The organism is Maribacter sp. ACAM166 (assembly GCF_005771495.1).
GTDB lineage: Bacteria > Bacteroidota > Bacteroidia > Flavobacteriales > Flavobacteriaceae > Maribacter.
The window spans coordinates 159,040-177,884 of the sequence record NZ_VAUW01000002.1; the positions used below are offsets into that span (position 1 = coordinate 159,040).

An 18,845-nucleotide genomic window follows, 5' to 3' on the forward strand; every position below is an offset into this window, starting at 1 on the left:
TACATGGGTAGAACCAACCAAATATAAGGGCCTCAATATTACAAAAAAAGCAAGCTAAACCCCTCACAAACAGTTGAAAAAAAGATTTTTAGGTTGAATGGCATACTCGAAGGTTAAAAGCTTAGTTATCGAGTACTGGTGATTGTGTTTCTGCAGAAGGCTCAATTTTTCTAATTAAACCTTGCAAAACCTTTCCGGGTCCTATTTCCGTAAACAACAAAGCCCCATCTTTCACCATTTGCTGTACACTTTGCGTCCATTTTACGGGCGCTGTAAGCTGCAACATGAGGTTTTTCTTAATCTCTATGGAACTATGTATAGCTGTAGTCGTCACATTTTGGTAGATAGGACAACTTGGGTTTGCAAAACTTGTATTATCAATTGCCGCTGCAAGTTCTTCTCTAGCAGGTTCCATTAATGGAGAATGGAATGCTCCACCCACCGGCAACATCAGTGCTCTTCTTGCTCCAGCTTCTTTTAATTTTTCACATGCTAGCTCAACAGCTACAACTTCGCCCGATATCACTAATTGACCTGGACAATTATAATTTGCCGCAACCACGATACCCGGCGTTTCTGCACATATTTTTTCTACGATACTATCTTCCAATCCTAAAACAGCAGCCATGGTAGAAGGTTGTAGTTCACATGCTTTCTGCATGGCCAAGGCGCGTTGTGAGACCAATTTCAATCCATCTTCAAAACTTAGGGTGTTGTTCGCTACTAATGCCGAAAATTCCCCTAACGAATGACCTGCAACCATATCGGGTTTAAAAGTAGCACCCATAACCTTACTCAATATGACCGAATGAAGAAATATTGCAGGTTGAGTTACTTTGGTTTCCTTTAAGCCCTCGGCAGTACCATTAAACATTACCTCTGTAATGTCGAAGCCTAAAATATCATTTGCCTTTAAAAACAATTCTTTGGCGACAGGGTATTTTTCATACAAATCGAAACCCATTCCAACAAATTGAGCACCTTGCCCAGGAAAAACATATGCGTTCATAACTTTTAGTTTTGGTGCGGCAAAAATACGGATTTTAGACAGATTCCAATATGCTAACTTTTAATAGCCTTTATTCTGATTCTTTAAACCAACCTGAATACATGATGTAGGCTTCGGCAATTCTATTTATTTCTCCTGAACTTAATTCTGGACTAATATCCTTTATTTTTTTTGCTGGCATTCCTGCAAAAATACTACCTGATGGCACATGCGTCCCTTTGGTTAAAACAGCTCCAGCAGCAATAATGCTATTGCTCTCTACCACGCAATCATCCATTAATATACTACCCATTCCAACCAAAACATTGTCATGAATGGTACACCCGTGTACAATGGCATTGTGACCAATAGATACGTTATTGCCTATGGTCGTTGGTGATTTTTTATAGGTACAGTGAATTACCGCTCCGTCTTGAATATTGACCTTATCCCCTATTTTAATATAATGTACATCGCCCCTTAGCACGGCATTAAACCACACACTGCATTGATTACCCATTACAACCTCTCCTACAATCGTGGAATTTTCCGCAATAAAACAATCTTCTCCAATTTTCGGTTCTTTCCCTCTAACTGCTTTTATCATATTTAGTACTCTTTTTTAACCTATTATGTATTTAATTTATATTTTAAAGTCAGTTCGACTGCTGAATTTTCAAATTCTTTCATTGGAAATCTAATGTACTTCGGCAAACCTTAGTTGAACTATCGAGAACTTTTTAGGACCCAAGCAATTCTCGACACCTTTTTCATACAGTATATTCCCGAAAAATACTCGAATTAACAACCGTTTTAGATAATCCAATCAAAATGCACAACGGTTTTTGTTTAATTAAAATACGCTAGAAATTCTTTTTTCTTTGATGCAGACACCAATAATTCCTTACCGTTTGACATGACTACACTACCTCCTTTTCCTTTTCTATACTTCACTACTTCATTTACATTCACCAAATACGATTTATGTACACGTGCAAAAGGAAATGCTGCCAAAGCATCTTCAAAATATTTTAAGGTTTTACTGACTAAAATCTTTTTATTCAGCAAATAGATTTCGGTATAATTATCATCTGCTTTACAATATAATATATCTGCAACGTTCAATATTTGAAAACCATCTTGTTGTGGTAAGGTCAACTTACCTGTGACTCCTTTTGTTTTGGAACTTAAAATTTCACCCTCTAAAGAGGCCTCCTTTTCCCGAACCGTTTCCACATAGTTTACAGCGTTGATCAATTCATCAATATTTATAGGTTTTGTCAAATAATAAGCTGCATGGTTATTTAACGCATCTTTTGCATAGTGGTCATATGCAGTAACAAAAACCGTTTCAAAAGTACGTTCGGGTAATTTATCCAATAAATCGAATGCATTACCAAAGGGCATCTCAACATCTAAAAACACTAGATCTAATGTGTTATTTTCTATTAAAACCAGCGCTTCTTTAATAGATGCAGCTTCGCCCTCCAAAGTCACATTCGGACAATATTTAGCGATATAATTCCTGAGGATTTCCCTACTATTGGCTTCGTCCTCGACCAGAATTGCTTTTAAATTCATTATTCTTTTTTTAATATGAACAGCACTTTGGTACCAGAACCATCAGTCTCTAAATCAGAAATTTTAATATCAACTTTATCAGAATACATATCATTTAATATCGCAACACGTTTTTGTATTATACCCAACCCTTTTGATTTTTGTTTCTTCTGATTTTGGGTTTTTATGGACACAGATTTTTTTCGCCCAATACCGTTATCGGTTATACAAATAGCTATTGAACTATTACTATTATTGCTCACAGAAACTGACAATACACCTTTTGAATCCCTATACCTAAGTCCGTGCCATATCGCATTCTCTATATAAGGTTGCAATAACATTGGCGGTATTTGATAGTTGGTCACAGGAACATTTTCATCAACATGAATCTGATAATCGAATTTATCCTCGAATCGTGAATGTTCTAATTTTATATATAATTCTAATTGCTCCAATTCTTTTTCCAATGGAATAAAATCCTCTTCTGAGTTTTCAAGCACTGAACGCATCAAAGTAGAAAAATCACTTAAGTACCTATTAGCACTGCGCTCATCACTTTTCGAAATAAAATTATTCACAGAATTAAGTGCATTAAATATAAAATGCGGATTCATTTGCGACCTCAACGACTTTAATGCCAAAAGATTATTCGTCAACTTCTGTTGTTGGTTACTACGGTAAAAGAAAAAAGCCGCCAATACGGTTAAGAGTAATCCGAAAATCAGGGAGTAAATAATCCATCGCTGTCTTTTATAGCTTTCCTCCACCAATTGCTGCTCGGTCAAGGCCAAAGCATATTTGCTTTGTGAAAGCTCTCTTTCATTTTCCAGCCCAACCAACCTACTTTGTGCGGCAGCAATGTCTCGGTTAAACCGATTTGCCCTAGAAATTTCTTGTTCTTTTCGTACGTAAAGCGTGTCAACCAAAGCAACGTAAGACTGATATGTATCTAAAGCTTTTGTATAGTCACCTCTTTCTTTATATACTTCTGATAGTTTTCTAGTCGCATCTTTTTGCACAACAATATCATCTTCTGAACCCGCCTCAACAATACTCTTTTTCAAAAAAGGTATTGCCTCGCTATATTTATCTTGAGCTATATAAGCATTGGCAATTTTATAATTGATGCGCTGTGAAGTAATTGTATCCTCTTGAACTAGTTTTGAAATGCCCGCTTTAGGTTGATTCAACTTCTTAATATCTTGAAGACTCTTTTTACGCATTGTAATCTCCTCATTAAATCTACTTTTATTATTGTAAAAATCAGCTACTTTTTCTTTTTCTTGCACTGCCCTTTTAGGAGCTGATTGAGTGGCCAATTCTAGTGAATTACCATAATAAGCTTCGGCTTCCATAATTTTATTATCCCGTGAATAGGCATCCGCAATTTTAGAATTCAGATCTATCATTTTGGGAGTAATCTGATTTTTATCGGCAATCAACAGCCCTTCATTATAGAATTCTATAGCTCCTGGTATATTACTACCACCCTTTTTAGCATCACCTAGCAATTCATACAACGAAATTTTTTGATAAGAAACCATTGTTTTGAGATTCAATAACGGATCTAACAATTGAACAGTTTTATCATATCTAGACGATAAATTATACGCCTTGGCCAATAACAGGGAAGTTTTAATGGTTTTGCTAGCCTCTAATGCATCTTCATAGTTGTCTATTGCTAAATCTAACTGTTTATGGTACTGGTAAATTTCCCCCAATTTAGACAGTGACCTAGCTAGCTCTTTTTTTTGTCCCCATGTGCCGAGTATTGAAATTGATTGTGCTACAAAATCAATACTTTTTTCGATATCGATGTCTTTATACTGTTCAGCAGAATCCAATAAAGATTGATGTCTTAGCAACATATGGGTAGAACTTCTAGATCTACTCAAATTAACAGTAGAAAAATCTTCAACCAGTATTAGCACATCATCAATTCCTTTCACTCGATATCTAACGGTCTCAATCTCCTCATCCTCTATGACAAGTTCATCACCAATACGTACTCTTATCTTAAATTCCCCTAATCCATTCGTTATTGCATGTTCACCCCAATTCGTGGATATAGACACCCCAGAAATCGGTTGATTAGTTTTCTTAAGCTCAACCCTACCTTTTAAAACAAACTTATTTGAGCCTCCTTGATTTTGACCAAAACCAACACAGGCACCTAAGACAAGGCAGAATACTATGTTTAAAATTAAATTTTTCATTCGATATGATTACTGTAAACTTAGCTGAATTATATGGCACTAAAAAATCACAAAACATCGAATCAACCTAGTCTATACACCTATTGAACCTATTTAAAAACTGAAGAACCTAGTTACCTAAGCCAAAAGGCGCATTGCCTAATTACAACTAGTATTTAAAAAAGATTGCACATAGTTTAGTCCTGAATTTAAAATCAAAAAATATGAAAACGCTCAACAGAATAGCCTCTATAGGATTTCTCTTCTTAACTCTTTCTAGTGCATTTGCATGCAATGAGAAGAAGAAGATAAATACAGAACAACGTATCGTTCATACTACTCAAACTTTGGAAGAAATTGAAGAAAACACAGTTCAAATAGCATTGCTATTGGATACCAGTAATAGTATGGACGGGCTTATAAACCAAGCCAAGTCACAACTTTGGGATATGGTGAACGAGTTTAGTCTAGCGAAATGTGGTGATAATTCTAGACCCAATTTACAAATTGCGCTCTATCAATATGGGAATGATAACCTTTCTGCCGATGAAGGTTATATTCAGCAGGTACTAGATTTTAGCAGTGACCTTGATGAGATTTCTGAAAAGTTATTTTCATTGACCACCAATGGCGGAGAGGAATATTGTGGCAAAGTAATACAAACCTCATTACAACAATTACCTTGGAATAAGAATCCTGATCAATTACGATTAATTTTTATTGCAGGCAACGAGCCATTTGACCAAGGTAGGTACAACTATAAAAACGCATTAAGCAATGCCAATGAAAAAGACATTGTGGTGAACACCATTTTCTGTGGTGATTACGAACAAGGTATCACTACCAATTGGAAAAAGGGTGCTTCATTAACTGGTGGTGAGTATATAGCTATTGACCACAATAAAAAAATAGCACATATTAATACTCCATACGACGAGATTATAATAAAACTGAATTCAAAATTGAATACAACCTATATATCGTATGGTGCAATGGGTCAATCAAAGCTATCTGCACAAACGAAACAAGACAACAATGCCTATGAACTGCAAGAAGCAGTTGCCATAAAAAGGGCCGTAAGCAAAAGTTCAAGGCTTTACAATAATAAAAATTGGGATTTAGTAGATGCCTCTGAAAATGCTGAATTTGAGATTGAATCTGTAGACAAAGATGAATTACCCGAAGAACTACAGAATAAAAGTATTGTAGAAATTAAACGTTACGTGGAAGCTAAAAAAACGGAACGTGAAAAAATTCAAAATGAAATTCAAGAATATAACGCTAAACGAACAGCGTATATTTCTAAAAATCACCAAGAGAATAGTTCGGGTGAATTAGAAAATGCAATGATTCAAGCCATTAAAAAGCAAGCTGCAGTAAAAAATTATAGTTGGAATTAATGCTAGGATTCACAAATGGCCTGTTTATTTTAAATAGGCCATTATTTAGTTAGCCGCCGGACAATAACAGTCGTATTTACGTTCCGTTTGTCCAAAATCATACCCAAGGGTTATTTGATGAAACCCTCCGTTGTCAAAGCGTATATCTCCCATTTGATAGGAATAATTATAAGACACCATGAAATTTTTAAAATTAGCCCCTACTATTGGCGTAACTAATTGCAATCGTTGTTCACCGAAAGAGCCATTGCTCTGAAATTGGGCACCATCAAAGCTTCTCCTATAAGAGAGTCCGCCCCAAATACGTCCAAAATCAACATCTTTATACACCTTTGCATTTATATCCAGGCTTTTTTCTTTGGTAAACTCGGTCATCTGAAATAGTATAGAAGGTTCAAATTGCCATTCACTTCTTCCAAAAACATATCCTGTAGAAATAAGATACCTTCTTATATTATCAATAACCAATTCATCGGGATTGTCTTGCCTATCTCTATAATATACATTTCTCTTCGACCCAGTCAAAGCATTGGTTACCGCAAAATGCGTATAGAATTCTTGAAAATTATACGAGATACCAATATCGACATTGGTATACGATGCGCTCAACTTAATACCAGAAACCGCTGGGTCAGGCGTCACAGACCTAAATTCGGTCTCATCTAAACTGCTTTGCAGAATAGTTGCACTTAAACCAAAAGATAACTGATTCAACACCCTTATATCATTACTACCCATTCGTAGATGATGCGCGTAGGTTAGTTTTAATCCAGTTTGTGAGTGATAGCCATTAGCGTCATTAAAAATAATAGCGCCCACACCACTAGGGGTATCACCAATTCTAAAATGTGCGTTTATAGTTTGTAAACTAGGAGCGTCATCAACATCAAACCATTGCTTTCTTGCGGTTGCCCGTATTTTCCCTCCTTCACTTATACCAGCCATAGAAGGAAATACCAAATAATAATTATCTGATAGATAATCAAAATAAACAGGAATACCTTCTTGAGCGGAAGATTTCGAACCTATCAGAAGCAAAAATAGTAACAGTAATAAGTTGTATCTCATCTCGGGACGTTAAAACTAATAATTAGTTTTGATAACATAAAGTGTATAACGGGTTAACCACAACATTATTATGTATGCCTAAACTAAGATTTCCTTTGTATTTTTGCATAAATTAATGTAGAAATGAAAGAGTATTCAATTACGGTAGTTAAGACCAATAATCCCAATATATTAAAATTCGAAACTAATCACCTATTAGTTCAGCGCAAAAATTACGAGTATAAGAATATTGATGATGCCAATAATTCACCTTTGGCCCAGCAATTATTCTACCTACCCTTTATAAAAACGGTTTATATTTCTGGTGATTTTATTGGCCTTGAACGATTTGATATTGTTCAGTGGGAAGATGTGAAAGATGAGGTTGCTCAACAATTAGTTGAATATCTGAATTCCGGAGAGCCAATTGTTCTCGAAGAGGACATGGATAAACCCATTCCAGTTACTGTGTATGCAGAGGTGACACCAAACCCCTCTACCATGAAATTTGTTGCCAGCAAAAAAATTGTAGGTTCATCTTTTGAATTTAAAAATATTGATGAAGCCAAAGATTCAAAATTAGCTACAGCATTGTTTCAGTTTCCATTTGTAAAACAAGTTTTTATTGATGAAAACTATGTTTCAGTATCTAAGTTTGACGTAGCAGAATGGGATGATATCACTGTAGAATTACGAGAAGCAATTAGAAATTTCATAGCAGACGGAAAAGAGATTGTTGCCGACAATGCCAAATCAAGTGCAGAAGTTCAAGTTTCAGAAACGGTGTCGACAGAGAGCACCATTGAGCTAGATGAAACATCGCAAGAAATTGTTGATATTTTAGAAGAGTATGTAAAACCCGCAGTTGCCAGTGATGGTGGTAATATCATGTTTAAATCTTATGATACCGAGAGTAAAACTGTAAATGTAGTCTTACAAGGTGCATGTAGTGGTTGCCCTTCTTCAACTTTTACATTGAAAAATGGAATAGAAACCATGCTTAAGAATATGATGGGTGACAAAGTCAATGAAGTTGTTGCGGTTAACGGTTAATTATTCATCGAAATGGATTAATCATTGCCTGCAGGTTTTGTATCTTAGAGTGAATCTAAAAACACATCATTATGGCAGTTTTAAAAGTTATTGAAATATTAGCAAGTTCTGATAAAGGTTGGGAAGACGCAGCAAAAAAAGCAGTTTCAGAGGCCTCTAAATCTGTGAAGAACATAAAATCAGTTTACATTAATGAGCAAAGTGCTACTGTTGAAGACGGAAACATTAAGACCTACAGAGTAAATGTTAAAATCACATTTGAAGTAAAATAAAAAAAACTAACAATTTCATAAGCGCCATTTGGCGCTTTTTTTTGTCCTAAATTTAACTAACACTTCTACATCTATGCCCCAAAAATATACCAATAATCTTATACATGAACGCAGCCCCTATTTGCTACAACATGCCCACAACCCTGTACATTGGGAAGGGTGGAATCAAGCGGTATTACAACGGGCCAAAACTGAACAAAAACTTATATTAATAAGTATTGGTTACGCTGCATGTCACTGGTGCCATGTAATGGAACATGAATGTTTTGAAGATGTTGAAGTTGCAGAGACAATGAATACCCATTTCGTAAACATTAAGGTAGATCGAGAAGAAAGACCTGATATCGACCATATTTATATGGATGCTTTACAAATCATGACAGGTAGTGGAGGTTGGCCTTTAAACATTTTAGCACTTCCCGACGGCAGACCGTTCTGGGGAGCCACTTTTGTTAAAAAACAAGAATGGATTCAAGTACTAAATCAGCTCCAAGATCTTTATGAAAAAAATCCTGAGAAAGTAATAGGATATGCTGAAAATATGGCTCACGGCCTAAAAGAAATAAATGCTATAGCAACTAACAACAATACCGATTTCATTACAACTTCTGAAATAAGAGAAATGGTTTCAAATTGGTCCAACTACTTTGATACCTTCTTAGGTGGTTATAAAAGAGCACCTAAATTCATGATGCCAGTGAATTTAAATTTTCTGTTGCATTATAGTCACTCACAAGAGGATACCACTAGTGATGAATATGTTGAAACAACATTGACTAGAATGGCGTGGGGCGGCATTTTTGATCATGTAGGCGGAGGATTTTCAAGATACGCTGTAGATACCAAATGGCATGTACCCCATTTTGAAAAAATGCTCTATGATAACGGATTATTGATTAGCCTGTATGCAAAAGCCTACGCAGTCACTAAAAATGAACTTTACAAAAACGTAGTACAAGGATCCATTTCTTTTATCAAAGAGGAACTGTTGGATAAAAATAATGGATTTTACTCTTCGTTGGACGCCGATAGTCTAACAACCACTGGTAAACTTGAAGAAGGTGCATTTTACGTGTGGGAGAAAAAACAACTTCAAAATATTCTACAAGAAGATTACACTGTTTTTTGCGACTATTTCAATATCAATTCTTATGGGTATTGGGAGGATAAAAATTACGTTTTGATTAGAGATGGGGAAGCATCAGAAATTGCCGAAAAACATTCGATAACAGAAAATGAATTGTTGAAAATAATATCAGCATGCTTGACATTATTAAAAGATGAACGCGAAACAAGAGATAAACCAAGACTTGACGATAAAATTTTGACTTCTTGGAATGGACTAGCAATAAAAGGACTTACCGATGCCTATAGATATTTAGGAAACGAAGAATATCTAGAACTCGCACTGAACAATGCAAATTTCATTCTAACTAATTTACTGACCCAGAATGGTGGATTATTCCATAATCACAAAGATGGTAAAAGCAGCATTCCTGCATTTTTAGAAGATTATGCTGCAATAATAGATGGCTTCTTAGGATTATACGAAGCAACCTTTGATGAGAAATGGCTTACTAAAAGTGTTCAATTTACAAACCACGTTATCGATAACTTCACTGATACTTCAACCGGTCTTTTCTTCTTCACTTCGAATAATGGAGAAGTTCTCATTCGAAAAACTTTAGAGGTAGCCGACAATGTCATTCCCTCGTCTAATTCTATAATGGCTCACAATCTTCTAAAACTTTCTAAATATTATCCAGAAGAAAATTTTGGCATACGGTTGAATCAAATTATGAAAACGATGCGTAAAACAATTACTGAAAATCCTCAAAACCATGCTAATTGGCTTCATTTATCCTTGTTGATGAATCAAGATTTTTATGAAGTCGCTATTGTCGGTAAAAATTATCATTCTCTATGTGAAACCTTAATGAAGAATTACTTACCAAACGTTATATTTGCCGCTTCAAAATCTGACACCAAAGATGTACCCTTATTAGCAAATAGACAGGTAAAAAATAAGACATTGGTATACGTTTGTAAGCAAGGTACCTGCCAATTACCAGTAGAAGAAACGAACCAGGCATTGGATTTTATTAAAACTAAATTTTAACAATTGTTTAGCCCCAAATTATTGATTGAATTACTACCAATGGTTAAGTTTCGAAAAATTTAAATTTAAAAGTAAGTATGGATAAAATAATGAATCTTCCAGAACATGCAGATAAAGCATTAGATTGGATGTGGGCCGTACTGCCCAATTTAGTAATAGCACTCGTTCTTGTATTTGTAGGAACGTACATAATACGTTTCATTAATAAAATGGTACACAAGTTCTTTGTAAAGAAAGACTATGATTTAGCCTTGGAATCATTTTTACAGAGCTTTATAAGTATAGCCTTAAAAATGATTTTGTTTGTTTTGGTGATTACACAATTGGGCGTACAAACCACCTCGTTAGTTGCCGTACTTGCCTCTGCTGGGTTAGCAGTAGGTCTAGCACTACAGGGTTCATTGGCTAATTTTGCAGGCGGAGTGCTTATACTGTTATTCAAACCATTCAAAATTGGGGATTGGATTTCCGCTCAAAGCGTTGATGGAACGGTAATGGAAATATCAATTTTCACCACGAAAGTAAGCACCTTTGGAAATCAAATTGCCGTTATACCAAACGGTCAACTTTCTAACAATACAATTATCAATTACAACGCTTTGGATACCAGAAGGGATAAAATTGATGTTGGTATAGGGTATGGTTCGAATATAAAACAAGCAAAAGAAATACTCTTGGCAGTATGTACTGAGTATGAGACAATACTTAAAGAACCGGCCCCTGAGGTTTATGTTGGTGAATTGGCCGCTAGCTCTGTAAACTTAACCCTTCGTTTTTGGGCAAATAATCCAGATTTTTGGGCTGCACATTTTCACGTGATGGAAGAAATTAAATATCGATTTGATGCTGCTGGTATTGAGATACCATTTCCGCAACGTGTGGTTACGCAACTGAAGAATTAGTCACTCCACAAATACCCCCCTATGTGAGATAGGGGGGATTATTTACAACTATTTGTCATTCAATACATTATCACCTAAATTCAGGTACTAAGTTTTGAATTGAAAAACATGTTACTCTTATTACTGTCTATTTCCAATTTGGTTGTTTCTCTAGCAATTCAAGGATTTGGAAGTAAGAGTGGTGTCATTACCCCAGCTCAAGCGGGCATGTATTATAAACAAGTGGATATTCAAGGCTCACCCTATGTTGATGAAGTTTTCAAAAAAGGTAGAACTCTGATTAACGGTAATTACACGAGTGATGCCTTAATGCGTTATGACGCAATTGAAATAAAAAATGAAAATGGCGTCGCCAGAACTTTATTAAGAAGAAATAACATCGTCGCCATTATTGATGGGAAAACTTATATAGTTAGAGAATACCTGGAATTAGGCGAGAATAAAATGGGTTATTTTAATCCTATAACTGAAGGATATGCCAGAATATTAAAACGACCGAAGAAAATATTTGTACAAGCACAGAGTCCTAATCATGGCTATAACAGCTTTACTTATGCAAAATATGAAGATATCTCAACGTACTACATTCAAAAAGGTGATGAATCTGCAATAGAAATTAGATTATCTAAAAAAAGGTTCTGAATTCTTTAGAAGACCATATTGATATTTTGAAAGATTTTATTAAGAAAAACACATTAGGTACCACTAAAAAATGATGTTTTAAAACAAGTAGTATTGGGTTTATTCAAATTTTTTAAGCCTTTTTTGTTTGAAGCATAAAATCTTTCAAATAATAAGGTTCAAAATAAGCTACATCCTCAAATTGCTTGGTTGAATATTTTTCAAATGAAATAGCTGCCATTTGTTTAGCTGATGGAACTACATCACAGTGATAGGTAGTATTCTCCTGATTGAACACCCCTTTAATTTTCTCTGCTCCGCTACCTAAAAAATGTACCGCTTTTAAACTAAGGTACTTCTTAAATGAGTTTTCATCAATAACTTCAGCTTTTGTCTCCCTTACTTGATTTAGTTGAATATCAAAAACTGCCGAAAACACTTCCATTCGCCGAGCATCTAATACAGGTATAATCACCGCGACTTCTTCATTAGAATTTAATTGCGATGCTATACTTTTCAACGTAGAGACAGAAATTAATGGAATCCCTAAAGCATAGCACAAGCCTTTTGCAGAGGAAACACCTATACGAAGACCTGTATATGACCCTGGCCCTTTACTCACCGCTACAGCATCTAAATCTTGTGTTTTCAACGAGGCTTCTAATAGCACCTCTTCAATAAAAATATGTAATTTTTCGGCGTGAGAATAGTTTGCCGAATTTAGTTCTTTCATTGCTAAAATAACACCATCTCTTGCCACGCATACGGAGCAATTAGTCGATGATGTTTCAAGATTCAGTATTAAGCCCATCTCGCAAAGGTATTACATACTCCAAAATGAAAAACCCTGTAATTCATAAAAAATTACAGGGTTTTTTAATTATTCTTACTTTTAATCCAAGGATATTGGGATTCCAAAAAAGAACTCTAAAATCTTCAATCTGAAGATATAATTATATTTTGTTCTCACTACCTCAGCCTCTGCATTATCTACTCTAGACTGCGCTTGACTAAAATCAAAAGAATTCATTAGCCCAACATCGAAACGTTCCTTTGTGTATTCATAGGCCAAACGCCTTGCCTCCAGCGTTTTATCCGCTGCCTCATAGGCCTTAGCAAAAGTAGTAACATCGACATAGGCTTGGTTTATCGTAGTTTCCAAATCTAGTTTATCTTGTTCAAACTGTAGTTTGGTTTTCTCCAAACTAATTCGGGAACGCTGTACACTATTACGGGTACTCCAACCATTAAAAATAGGTATGTTTACTTGTGCACCGTAAGAGATTCCATCAAAAATCCAGAGTTGATCTATGAATCCAGGTGTAAATACACCTCCATTTCCATCTGGCAATGGTTGTGTTGCGTCAGAATATCTTGCTCCATATTGAAAGAATCCATTCAAGGTAGGCGCATAAGCTCCTTTTGCAATCTCTAGATCTTTTTCTGCCAAATCTACATTAGATTTTGAAAATTTAATATCATTTCTAAATTCTAGGGCTTTAGCAAAAATTGTTTTAGCAGAGTTATTCAAAATATCCGATGGTGGAATATCAAAAGATTCATCGGCAATATCAAAATTATCGTAATCCGTTATTTGCAGTAGTTGCGCCAAATTTATTCTTGAAATTAGCACCAAGCTTTCATTATTGATTATTTGTTGTTCTTGATTGGCTGCTGTCGCTTCAATTTCAAGTAAATCACCACGAGGAACGACTCCTGAATTAACCAATTCTTTAGTGCGTTTTAAATCTTGTTCCGTAACGGCATATTGCGCCCTTGAAACTACCAATGCTTCTTTATTTGATAAAATTTGAAGATAGCTATTAGCAACATTTAACTGAATATCATCCTTTAAATCATCTAACCTATACTGCCTGCTTATAGCATTCATTTTTGCACGTTGCAACTGTTTAATATTTATTAGCCCGTTGTATAGTGTAATGTTAGAGCTTATACTACCGCTCACATTAAATGTAGACTGATTTCCAGCAACCGGTTGGTTAGAAGTGCTGACAATGGTAAAGCCCACATTCTTTGACGCACTGGAATTGGCATTTAAATTAGGCAACAGGTTACCTATGGCATCAGATTTATCTATTTGTGAAGACTCCAAGTCTAATTCAAACTGTTCTATCGTAAGGTTATGCTCTACGGCATACTCAACACACTCTTGCAAAGTCCATTTCTTACTTTGCGCAGATGCTATTACAATTGCTGCAAAAAGCAGAAATCCGGTTAATTTAAATTTCATTTTTTGATTATTTGATTATTATTTTGATTGATGCTTATTCTTCTGACTCTCCCTCTTTATCTTCTTCTTCCCCATTTTTAATAGGCTCCGTTTTATTCCACTGCTTTACATTGTCATTTTCTGTCAACCCAGAAACTATTTCTACATTAACCCCATCAGATATTCCAATTTCAATATCTCTTCTTTCAAATTTCTGTTCGTCTTCAGAACCAATGGAAATTTCCACATAGGGCTTGCTCGTAGTCTTATCAAATTGCAACAATGCCTCTGAAATCACCAAAATATTCTCCTTTTTTTCCAATACAATAGCGGCATTTGCACTATAGCCCGCTCTAATGAAAATATCATCATTGACCGTTACATCACCCTCTATCTTAAACTGTACTGCACCTGATTCCTCAAGTCCCTTTGGAGCGATAAATTTAAGTTTTGCATCCAATTCTTCGCCTTCCAACGCCCCTAATGTAATTTTCAGCGGAGTACCTACTTTCAATTTTGCAACTTCTCCTTCATCTACCTTTCCTTCAAAAATCATTTTACTTAAATCTGCAATGGTTGCTATAGTAGTACCATCATTAAAGTTATTACTTTGAATCACTTGATCACCTTCTTCCACGGGTATCTCCAAGATAGTTCCGTTCACCGTAGCGCGAATATTTGTATTGGCACTTGAAGACCCTCCGGCAGAACCAACCTTTATAATCTGATAATCTGCTCTAGCATTTTTCACTTCTTGCTCGGCTTGACTGTAAGTGAGCTGAAGCGTATTAAAATCTTGACTGGAGATTACGCCTTTATCAAACAAGGTCTTATTTCTATTAAACTCAATCTTTGCATTATTAAGTGAAAGTTCAGCAGTACGCACTCTACCGCTAGCCTGATTTAAAGACTGTTCATTAGGCACTACTTTTATTACAGCAATTAAATCTCCTGCTTTTACCTCAACTCCCTCATCCAAGTAAATCTTTTCAATAATCCCTGAAATTTGGGGCTTTATTTCTATTTCGTCTTCTGGGACAACCTTACCCGTAGCAACAGTTTTCTTTTCTACTGTGGAAATAAATGGTTTTTGGGTTTCATAAGTAATCGCCGATTTACTATTGGATTTTATGAAAAATGCAGCTGCCCACAATGATCCAAGCACTAGCAATCCAATTAAAACATATTTTACAATCTTGTTCATTTTCTAAGTGTATTTGTTATTTAGTGGTTTCAATTATTCTTCTCTTAATGCGTCTATAGGTCTTATACTAACTGCTCTTTGTGCCGGTATCAACCCAATAAGAATACCCAGGGTAACCATTAAGAAAAGCGACATTAGAACGTAAGGTATAGGCACTGTTGGATTTGCATACGGAAAATCACCGTTACCAAAAGCAGCTCCAAGTGCCGAAAGGGTTGCTGCTCCGCAAATAATTCCAATAACACCAGCCAACAAGGTCAATACCAATGCTTCTATGATAATTTGATTCCTGACTTCTGAAGGTGTAGCTCCTAGAGCCCTTCGCACTCCTAATTCTTTAGTACGTTCTTTTACTGAAATCAATAAAATATTTCCAATTCCAATTACCCCAGCTAAAATGGTAGCGATACCCACAATAAGTGACAAAAATGTAAGTCCATTTGAAAATCCGAAAATTTTCTTAAAAACCTCACCTAAATTAAAACCACCAATGGCTTTTTCATCTGTAGGATCTACCTTGTGTATGCGTCTTAAAGTGGCCTTGATATCTTTTTCTGCTTGAATCACATCAGCATCATCATATGCTGCAATTGTAAACCAAGAAACATTATCTCCTGTATTGTACAATTTCTTAAAGGTTGTAAAGGGTATAAAGATATCGCTATCGTTATCAAAGGGGCCACCACCTGCAAACTTATGCACCCCTACTACTTGAAAACTTACATCTTCTATAGCAATATAGCTCCCAATAGGCTCTTCATCTTGATCAAAAAGTTCCTTTTGTGTACGCTCTCCAATTACGCATACCTTACGTTCTTTTGCTATATCCGCATCATTAATAAACCTTCCACCATCGTAAATTTTCTTAGTTGCGATTTTGGTAAACTCCGGAAAGTCACCAAAAACAGAGTAATTACCCGATTTTACACCTCGTTTAACCACGCCTGGCTCACTCCCAAAAATACCTTTCACATTTCTTGGTGCTATGGCCATGATTTCTGGAACCTGTTGACGAAGTACGTCAACATCACTAAGTTTCAATTGAATTTGACGGCCTGTCTTAAAACCGGCATAAGGTTTACTTGTACTTGAAGAAAAAATGAACATACTGTTTCTGGCAATACTTTCAAATTCTCTTTCAAAGCCATTATCCAGTCCTTTTGAAGCACCCGAAAGACCTATGTAAATATATATACCAATGAACACCCCAAGCATTGTTAAAAAAGTACGAAGCTTATTCTTTCGTATCGATTGAAAAATTTCGTTCCACGTATCCCTATCAAATAGTTGTCTCATCTTATTCGTCTCTTAGTGCTACAATTGGTTTGATTTTAGCTGCCTTCCGGGCTGGTATATAAGCAGCCAAGGTACCGCAGATAACCAAAAGAATAGTCACAAATACGGCCGTCCCTATATTTATTGAAGGATTAGTTATAAAATAATCTTCCTCCAAAACTTTCCCCTCTATGAGGTTCAATACTATGATTCCTAAAACCATACCTGTAAAGCCAAAAATTGCGGTTATAAAAACAGATTCTAGTAAAATGGTACTCGTAATAATTCTTGGTGTAGCTCCCATAGCTTTGCGAATTCCAATTTCTTTGGTACGCTCTTTTACGACAAAAACCATGATATTACTTATACCGATGATACCGGAAATAATTACGACAAAGGCAATGGCCGAAATAATTATTTTAAGGACACCGGCAAATTGCTGATTCCTTTTAAGGTCATCAGCTACATTTTCAAGCCGTATACCACCCGAGTCTTTAGCGCTGATTTGCTTTTTTTGACGTATAAAATCATCCAGCTGCCCTTGAAATTTCATGGCACCACTATACCCAATAGCTTCGTTGAAAGCTAAGGTTATCTGACCTATCTTATCATTATTCCCCTCTAAAAGTTGGCGTGTAGTGAACGGAATAAAAATATTTCGTTCCTCATTGTCTCCCCCGTCATCTTGAAAAACACCGATTACTTTAAAAACACTACCGTCTAAATCAATGTATTTTCCTAAGGCATCATCACCCTTAAAGATATCCTTCTCCACCATTCTACCAATAACGGCATATTTTAATTTCTTACGAATATCATTTGTATTGATATACCTGCCTTTCATGATAATAGTCTGTTCGGCAGTTTGCATACCAGGACCTACGCCCAAGTTGCTATAATTATCAGATTTATCTTTATAGGTTACCAATGCAGAACGTCGAATACGTGGGGTAATATATTCGATTAAGGGTCCAAATTCTTTAATAATATCATCTAAATCACCATTTTCAAACTCAATTTGCCGCTTTGCCTTAAAGCCAGCATACGGTAGCGTGGTTTGGGTAGGATAAAGTCTGAAAATATTGGTAGCATCATTACTGAAAAATTTCATGAACGTATTGTTCAACCCGTTGCCCATTCCAAAAAGAGTCACGAATATGAAAATACCCAACGCAACAGTAAACCCCGTCAAAAAAGTACGTAACTTATTTTTCTGTATTGCCTCAAATATTTCTTTCCAAACGTCTCTACTGAACATACTGTGCCGCCCTTATTTGTTCTATCTTCTTATCTTCAATAATTATCCCATCTTTCAAATGAACAATACGTTTACACATATTGGCGATATCAGGTTCATGGGTTACGATTAAAATAGTATTGCCTTGGTCATTAATTTTTTGAATAAGGTCCATAACCTCATAAGAGGTTTTACTATCCAATGCACCTGTAGGTTCATCTGCTAATAAAACTTTAGGTTCTGCAGCCATGGCCCTTGCAATAGCTACACGCTGTTTCTGACCTCCAGAGAGTTCACTCGGCAAATGTGTAGCCCATTCTTTAAGCCCCACTTGATCTAAATATTTTAAGGCTTTCTCTTGACGCTCTTTTCTTCCTACTTTTTGATAGTATAACGGAAGTGCAACATTTTCCATGGCGTTCTTGTAGTTGATTAAATTGAACGATTGGAATACAAAACCTAAAAACTTATTACGATAGTTTGCAGCTTTTGTTTCGTTCAGATTTTTAATTGGCACTCCATCAAGGGTGTAAGACCCTTCATCCAACTCGTCCAACATACCTAAAATATTCAGTAAGGTGGATTTCCCAGAACCAGAAGAACCCATGATAGCCACCAATTCACCTTCTTCTACTGAAAAATTAATTCCTTTTAAAACATGGAGACTATTGCTACCCATTTTATAGGATTTATGAAGGTTTTTTATTTCTATCATATTTATTTGTTTTGATTTATTCAG

17 protein-coding genes are annotated in these 18,845 nt (G+C 35.7%); 6 read left to right on the forward strand and 11 right to left on the reverse strand.

The window, feature by feature from the left end; all coding sequences use genetic code 11:
* Positions 1 to 121 precede the first annotated feature (121 nt).
* From fabD to ES765_RS02100, 4 genes are all read right to left on the reverse strand, one after another.
* Positions 122 to 1,009: an ACP S-malonyltransferase gene (gene fabD, locus ES765_RS02085; RefSeq protein WP_138110935.1), complete on the reverse strand. Its 888-nt coding sequence runs from the start codon at positions 1,007 to 1,009 to the stop codon at positions 122 to 124.
* A gap of 70 nt (positions 1,010 to 1,079) precedes the next feature.
* Positions 1,080 to 1,595, reverse strand: a complete 516-nt coding sequence (locus ES765_RS02090) for a gamma carbonic anhydrase family protein (RefSeq protein WP_138110936.1) — start codon at positions 1,593 to 1,595, stop codon at positions 1,080 to 1,082.
* Positions 1,596 to 1,837: 242 nt separating this feature from the next.
* A complete protein-coding gene (locus tag ES765_RS02095) occupies positions 1,838 to 2,569 on the reverse strand; it encodes a LytR/AlgR family response regulator transcription factor (protein WP_138110937.1) in 732 nt (243 codons plus the stop codon).
* Entirely contained in the window at positions 2,569 to 4,767 is a 2,199-nt protein-coding gene (locus ES765_RS02100) for a histidine kinase (protein WP_138110938.1), read from the reverse strand. The genes ES765_RS02095 and ES765_RS02100 overlap by 1 nt, the downstream gene beginning before the upstream one ends.
* 203 nt (positions 4,768 to 4,970) lie before the next feature.
* Between ES765_RS02100 and ES765_RS02105 the strand changes: the two genes are divergently transcribed.
* Positions 4,971 to 6,146: a vWA domain-containing protein gene (locus ES765_RS02105; protein ID WP_138110939.1), complete on the forward strand. Its 1,176-nt coding sequence runs from the start codon at positions 4,971 to 4,973 to the stop codon at positions 6,144 to 6,146.
* Positions 6,147 to 6,191: 45 nt separating this feature from the next.
* Here the strand turns inward: ES765_RS02105 and ES765_RS02110 are convergent, their stop codons facing one another.
* Positions 6,192 to 7,214, reverse strand: a complete 1,023-nt coding sequence (locus ES765_RS02110; RefSeq protein WP_138110940.1) for a type IX secretion system membrane protein PorP/SprF — start codon at positions 7,212 to 7,214, stop codon at positions 6,192 to 6,194.
* Between the two features lie 123 nt (positions 7,215 to 7,337).
* Between ES765_RS02110 and ES765_RS02115 the strand changes: the two genes are divergently transcribed.
* The 5 genes from ES765_RS02115 (at position 7,338) to ES765_RS02135 (ending at position 12,181) form a co-directional block, all read left to right on the forward strand.
* On the forward strand, positions 7,338 to 8,246 hold the full coding sequence (locus tag ES765_RS02115) for a NifU family protein (protein WP_138110941.1): 909 nt from the start codon (positions 7,338 to 7,340) through the stop codon (positions 8,244 to 8,246).
* 71 nt (positions 8,247 to 8,317) lie between these two features.
* A complete protein-coding gene (locus tag ES765_RS02120; RefSeq protein ID WP_138110942.1) occupies positions 8,318 to 8,518 on the forward strand; it encodes a dodecin family protein in 201 nt (66 codons plus the stop codon).
* 73 nt (positions 8,519 to 8,591) lie between these two features.
* Positions 8,592 to 10,637 (forward strand): thioredoxin domain-containing protein, encoded by a 2,046-nt coding sequence (locus ES765_RS02125; protein WP_138110943.1) that lies wholly within the window; start codon positions 8,592 to 8,594, stop codon positions 10,635 to 10,637.
* Between the two features lie 77 nt (positions 10,638 to 10,714).
* On the forward strand, positions 10,715 to 11,539 hold the full coding sequence (locus ES765_RS02130; RefSeq protein ID WP_138110944.1) for a mechanosensitive ion channel family protein: 825 nt from the start codon (positions 10,715 to 10,717) through the stop codon (positions 11,537 to 11,539).
* A 108-nt stretch (positions 11,540 to 11,647) separates the two neighbouring features.
* Positions 11,648 to 12,181, forward strand: a complete 534-nt coding sequence (locus ES765_RS02135) for a hypothetical protein (RefSeq protein WP_138110945.1) — start codon at positions 11,648 to 11,650, stop codon at positions 12,179 to 12,181.
* A 112-nt stretch (positions 12,182 to 12,293) separates the two neighbouring features.
* Here ES765_RS02135 and tsaB read toward each other — a convergent pair whose 3' ends face one another.
* From tsaB to ES765_RS02165, 6 genes are all read right to left on the reverse strand, one after another.
* Complete coding sequence (gene tsaB / locus ES765_RS02140; protein WP_138110946.1) at positions 12,294 to 12,971, reverse strand: tRNA (adenosine(37)-N6)-threonylcarbamoyltransferase complex dimerization subunit type 1 TsaB; 678 nt, start codon at positions 12,969 to 12,971, stop codon at positions 12,294 to 12,296.
* 81 nt (positions 12,972 to 13,052) lie between these two features.
* Positions 13,053 to 14,411 carry a TolC family protein gene (locus ES765_RS02145; protein WP_138110947.1) on the reverse strand — a complete coding sequence of 453 codons (1,359 nt, stop codon included), beginning with the start codon at positions 14,409 to 14,411 and terminating at the stop codon, positions 13,053 to 13,055.
* A gap of 34 nt (positions 14,412 to 14,445) precedes the next feature.
* Positions 14,446 to 15,594 (reverse strand): efflux RND transporter periplasmic adaptor subunit, encoded by a 1,149-nt coding sequence (locus tag ES765_RS02150; RefSeq protein WP_138110948.1) that lies wholly within the window; start codon positions 15,592 to 15,594, stop codon positions 14,446 to 14,448.
* A 33-nt stretch (positions 15,595 to 15,627) separates the two neighbouring features.
* Complete coding sequence (locus ES765_RS02155) at positions 15,628 to 16,890, reverse strand: ABC transporter permease (protein ID WP_138110949.1); 1,263 nt, start codon at positions 16,888 to 16,890, stop codon at positions 15,628 to 15,630.
* Between the two features lies 1 nt (position 16,891).
* The gene (locus tag ES765_RS02160) at positions 16,892 to 18,127 is read right to left on the reverse strand and encodes an ABC transporter permease (protein WP_138110950.1); all 1,236 of its coding nucleotides are present in this window, start codon (positions 18,125 to 18,127) and stop codon (positions 16,892 to 16,894) included.
* Positions 18,117 to 18,821 carry an ABC transporter ATP-binding protein gene (locus ES765_RS02165; RefSeq protein ID WP_138110951.1) on the reverse strand — a complete coding sequence of 235 codons (705 nt, stop codon included), beginning with the start codon at positions 18,819 to 18,821 and terminating at the stop codon, positions 18,117 to 18,119. The genes ES765_RS02160 and ES765_RS02165 overlap by 11 nt, the downstream gene beginning before the upstream one ends.
* Positions 18,822 to 18,845 lie beyond the last annotated feature (24 nt).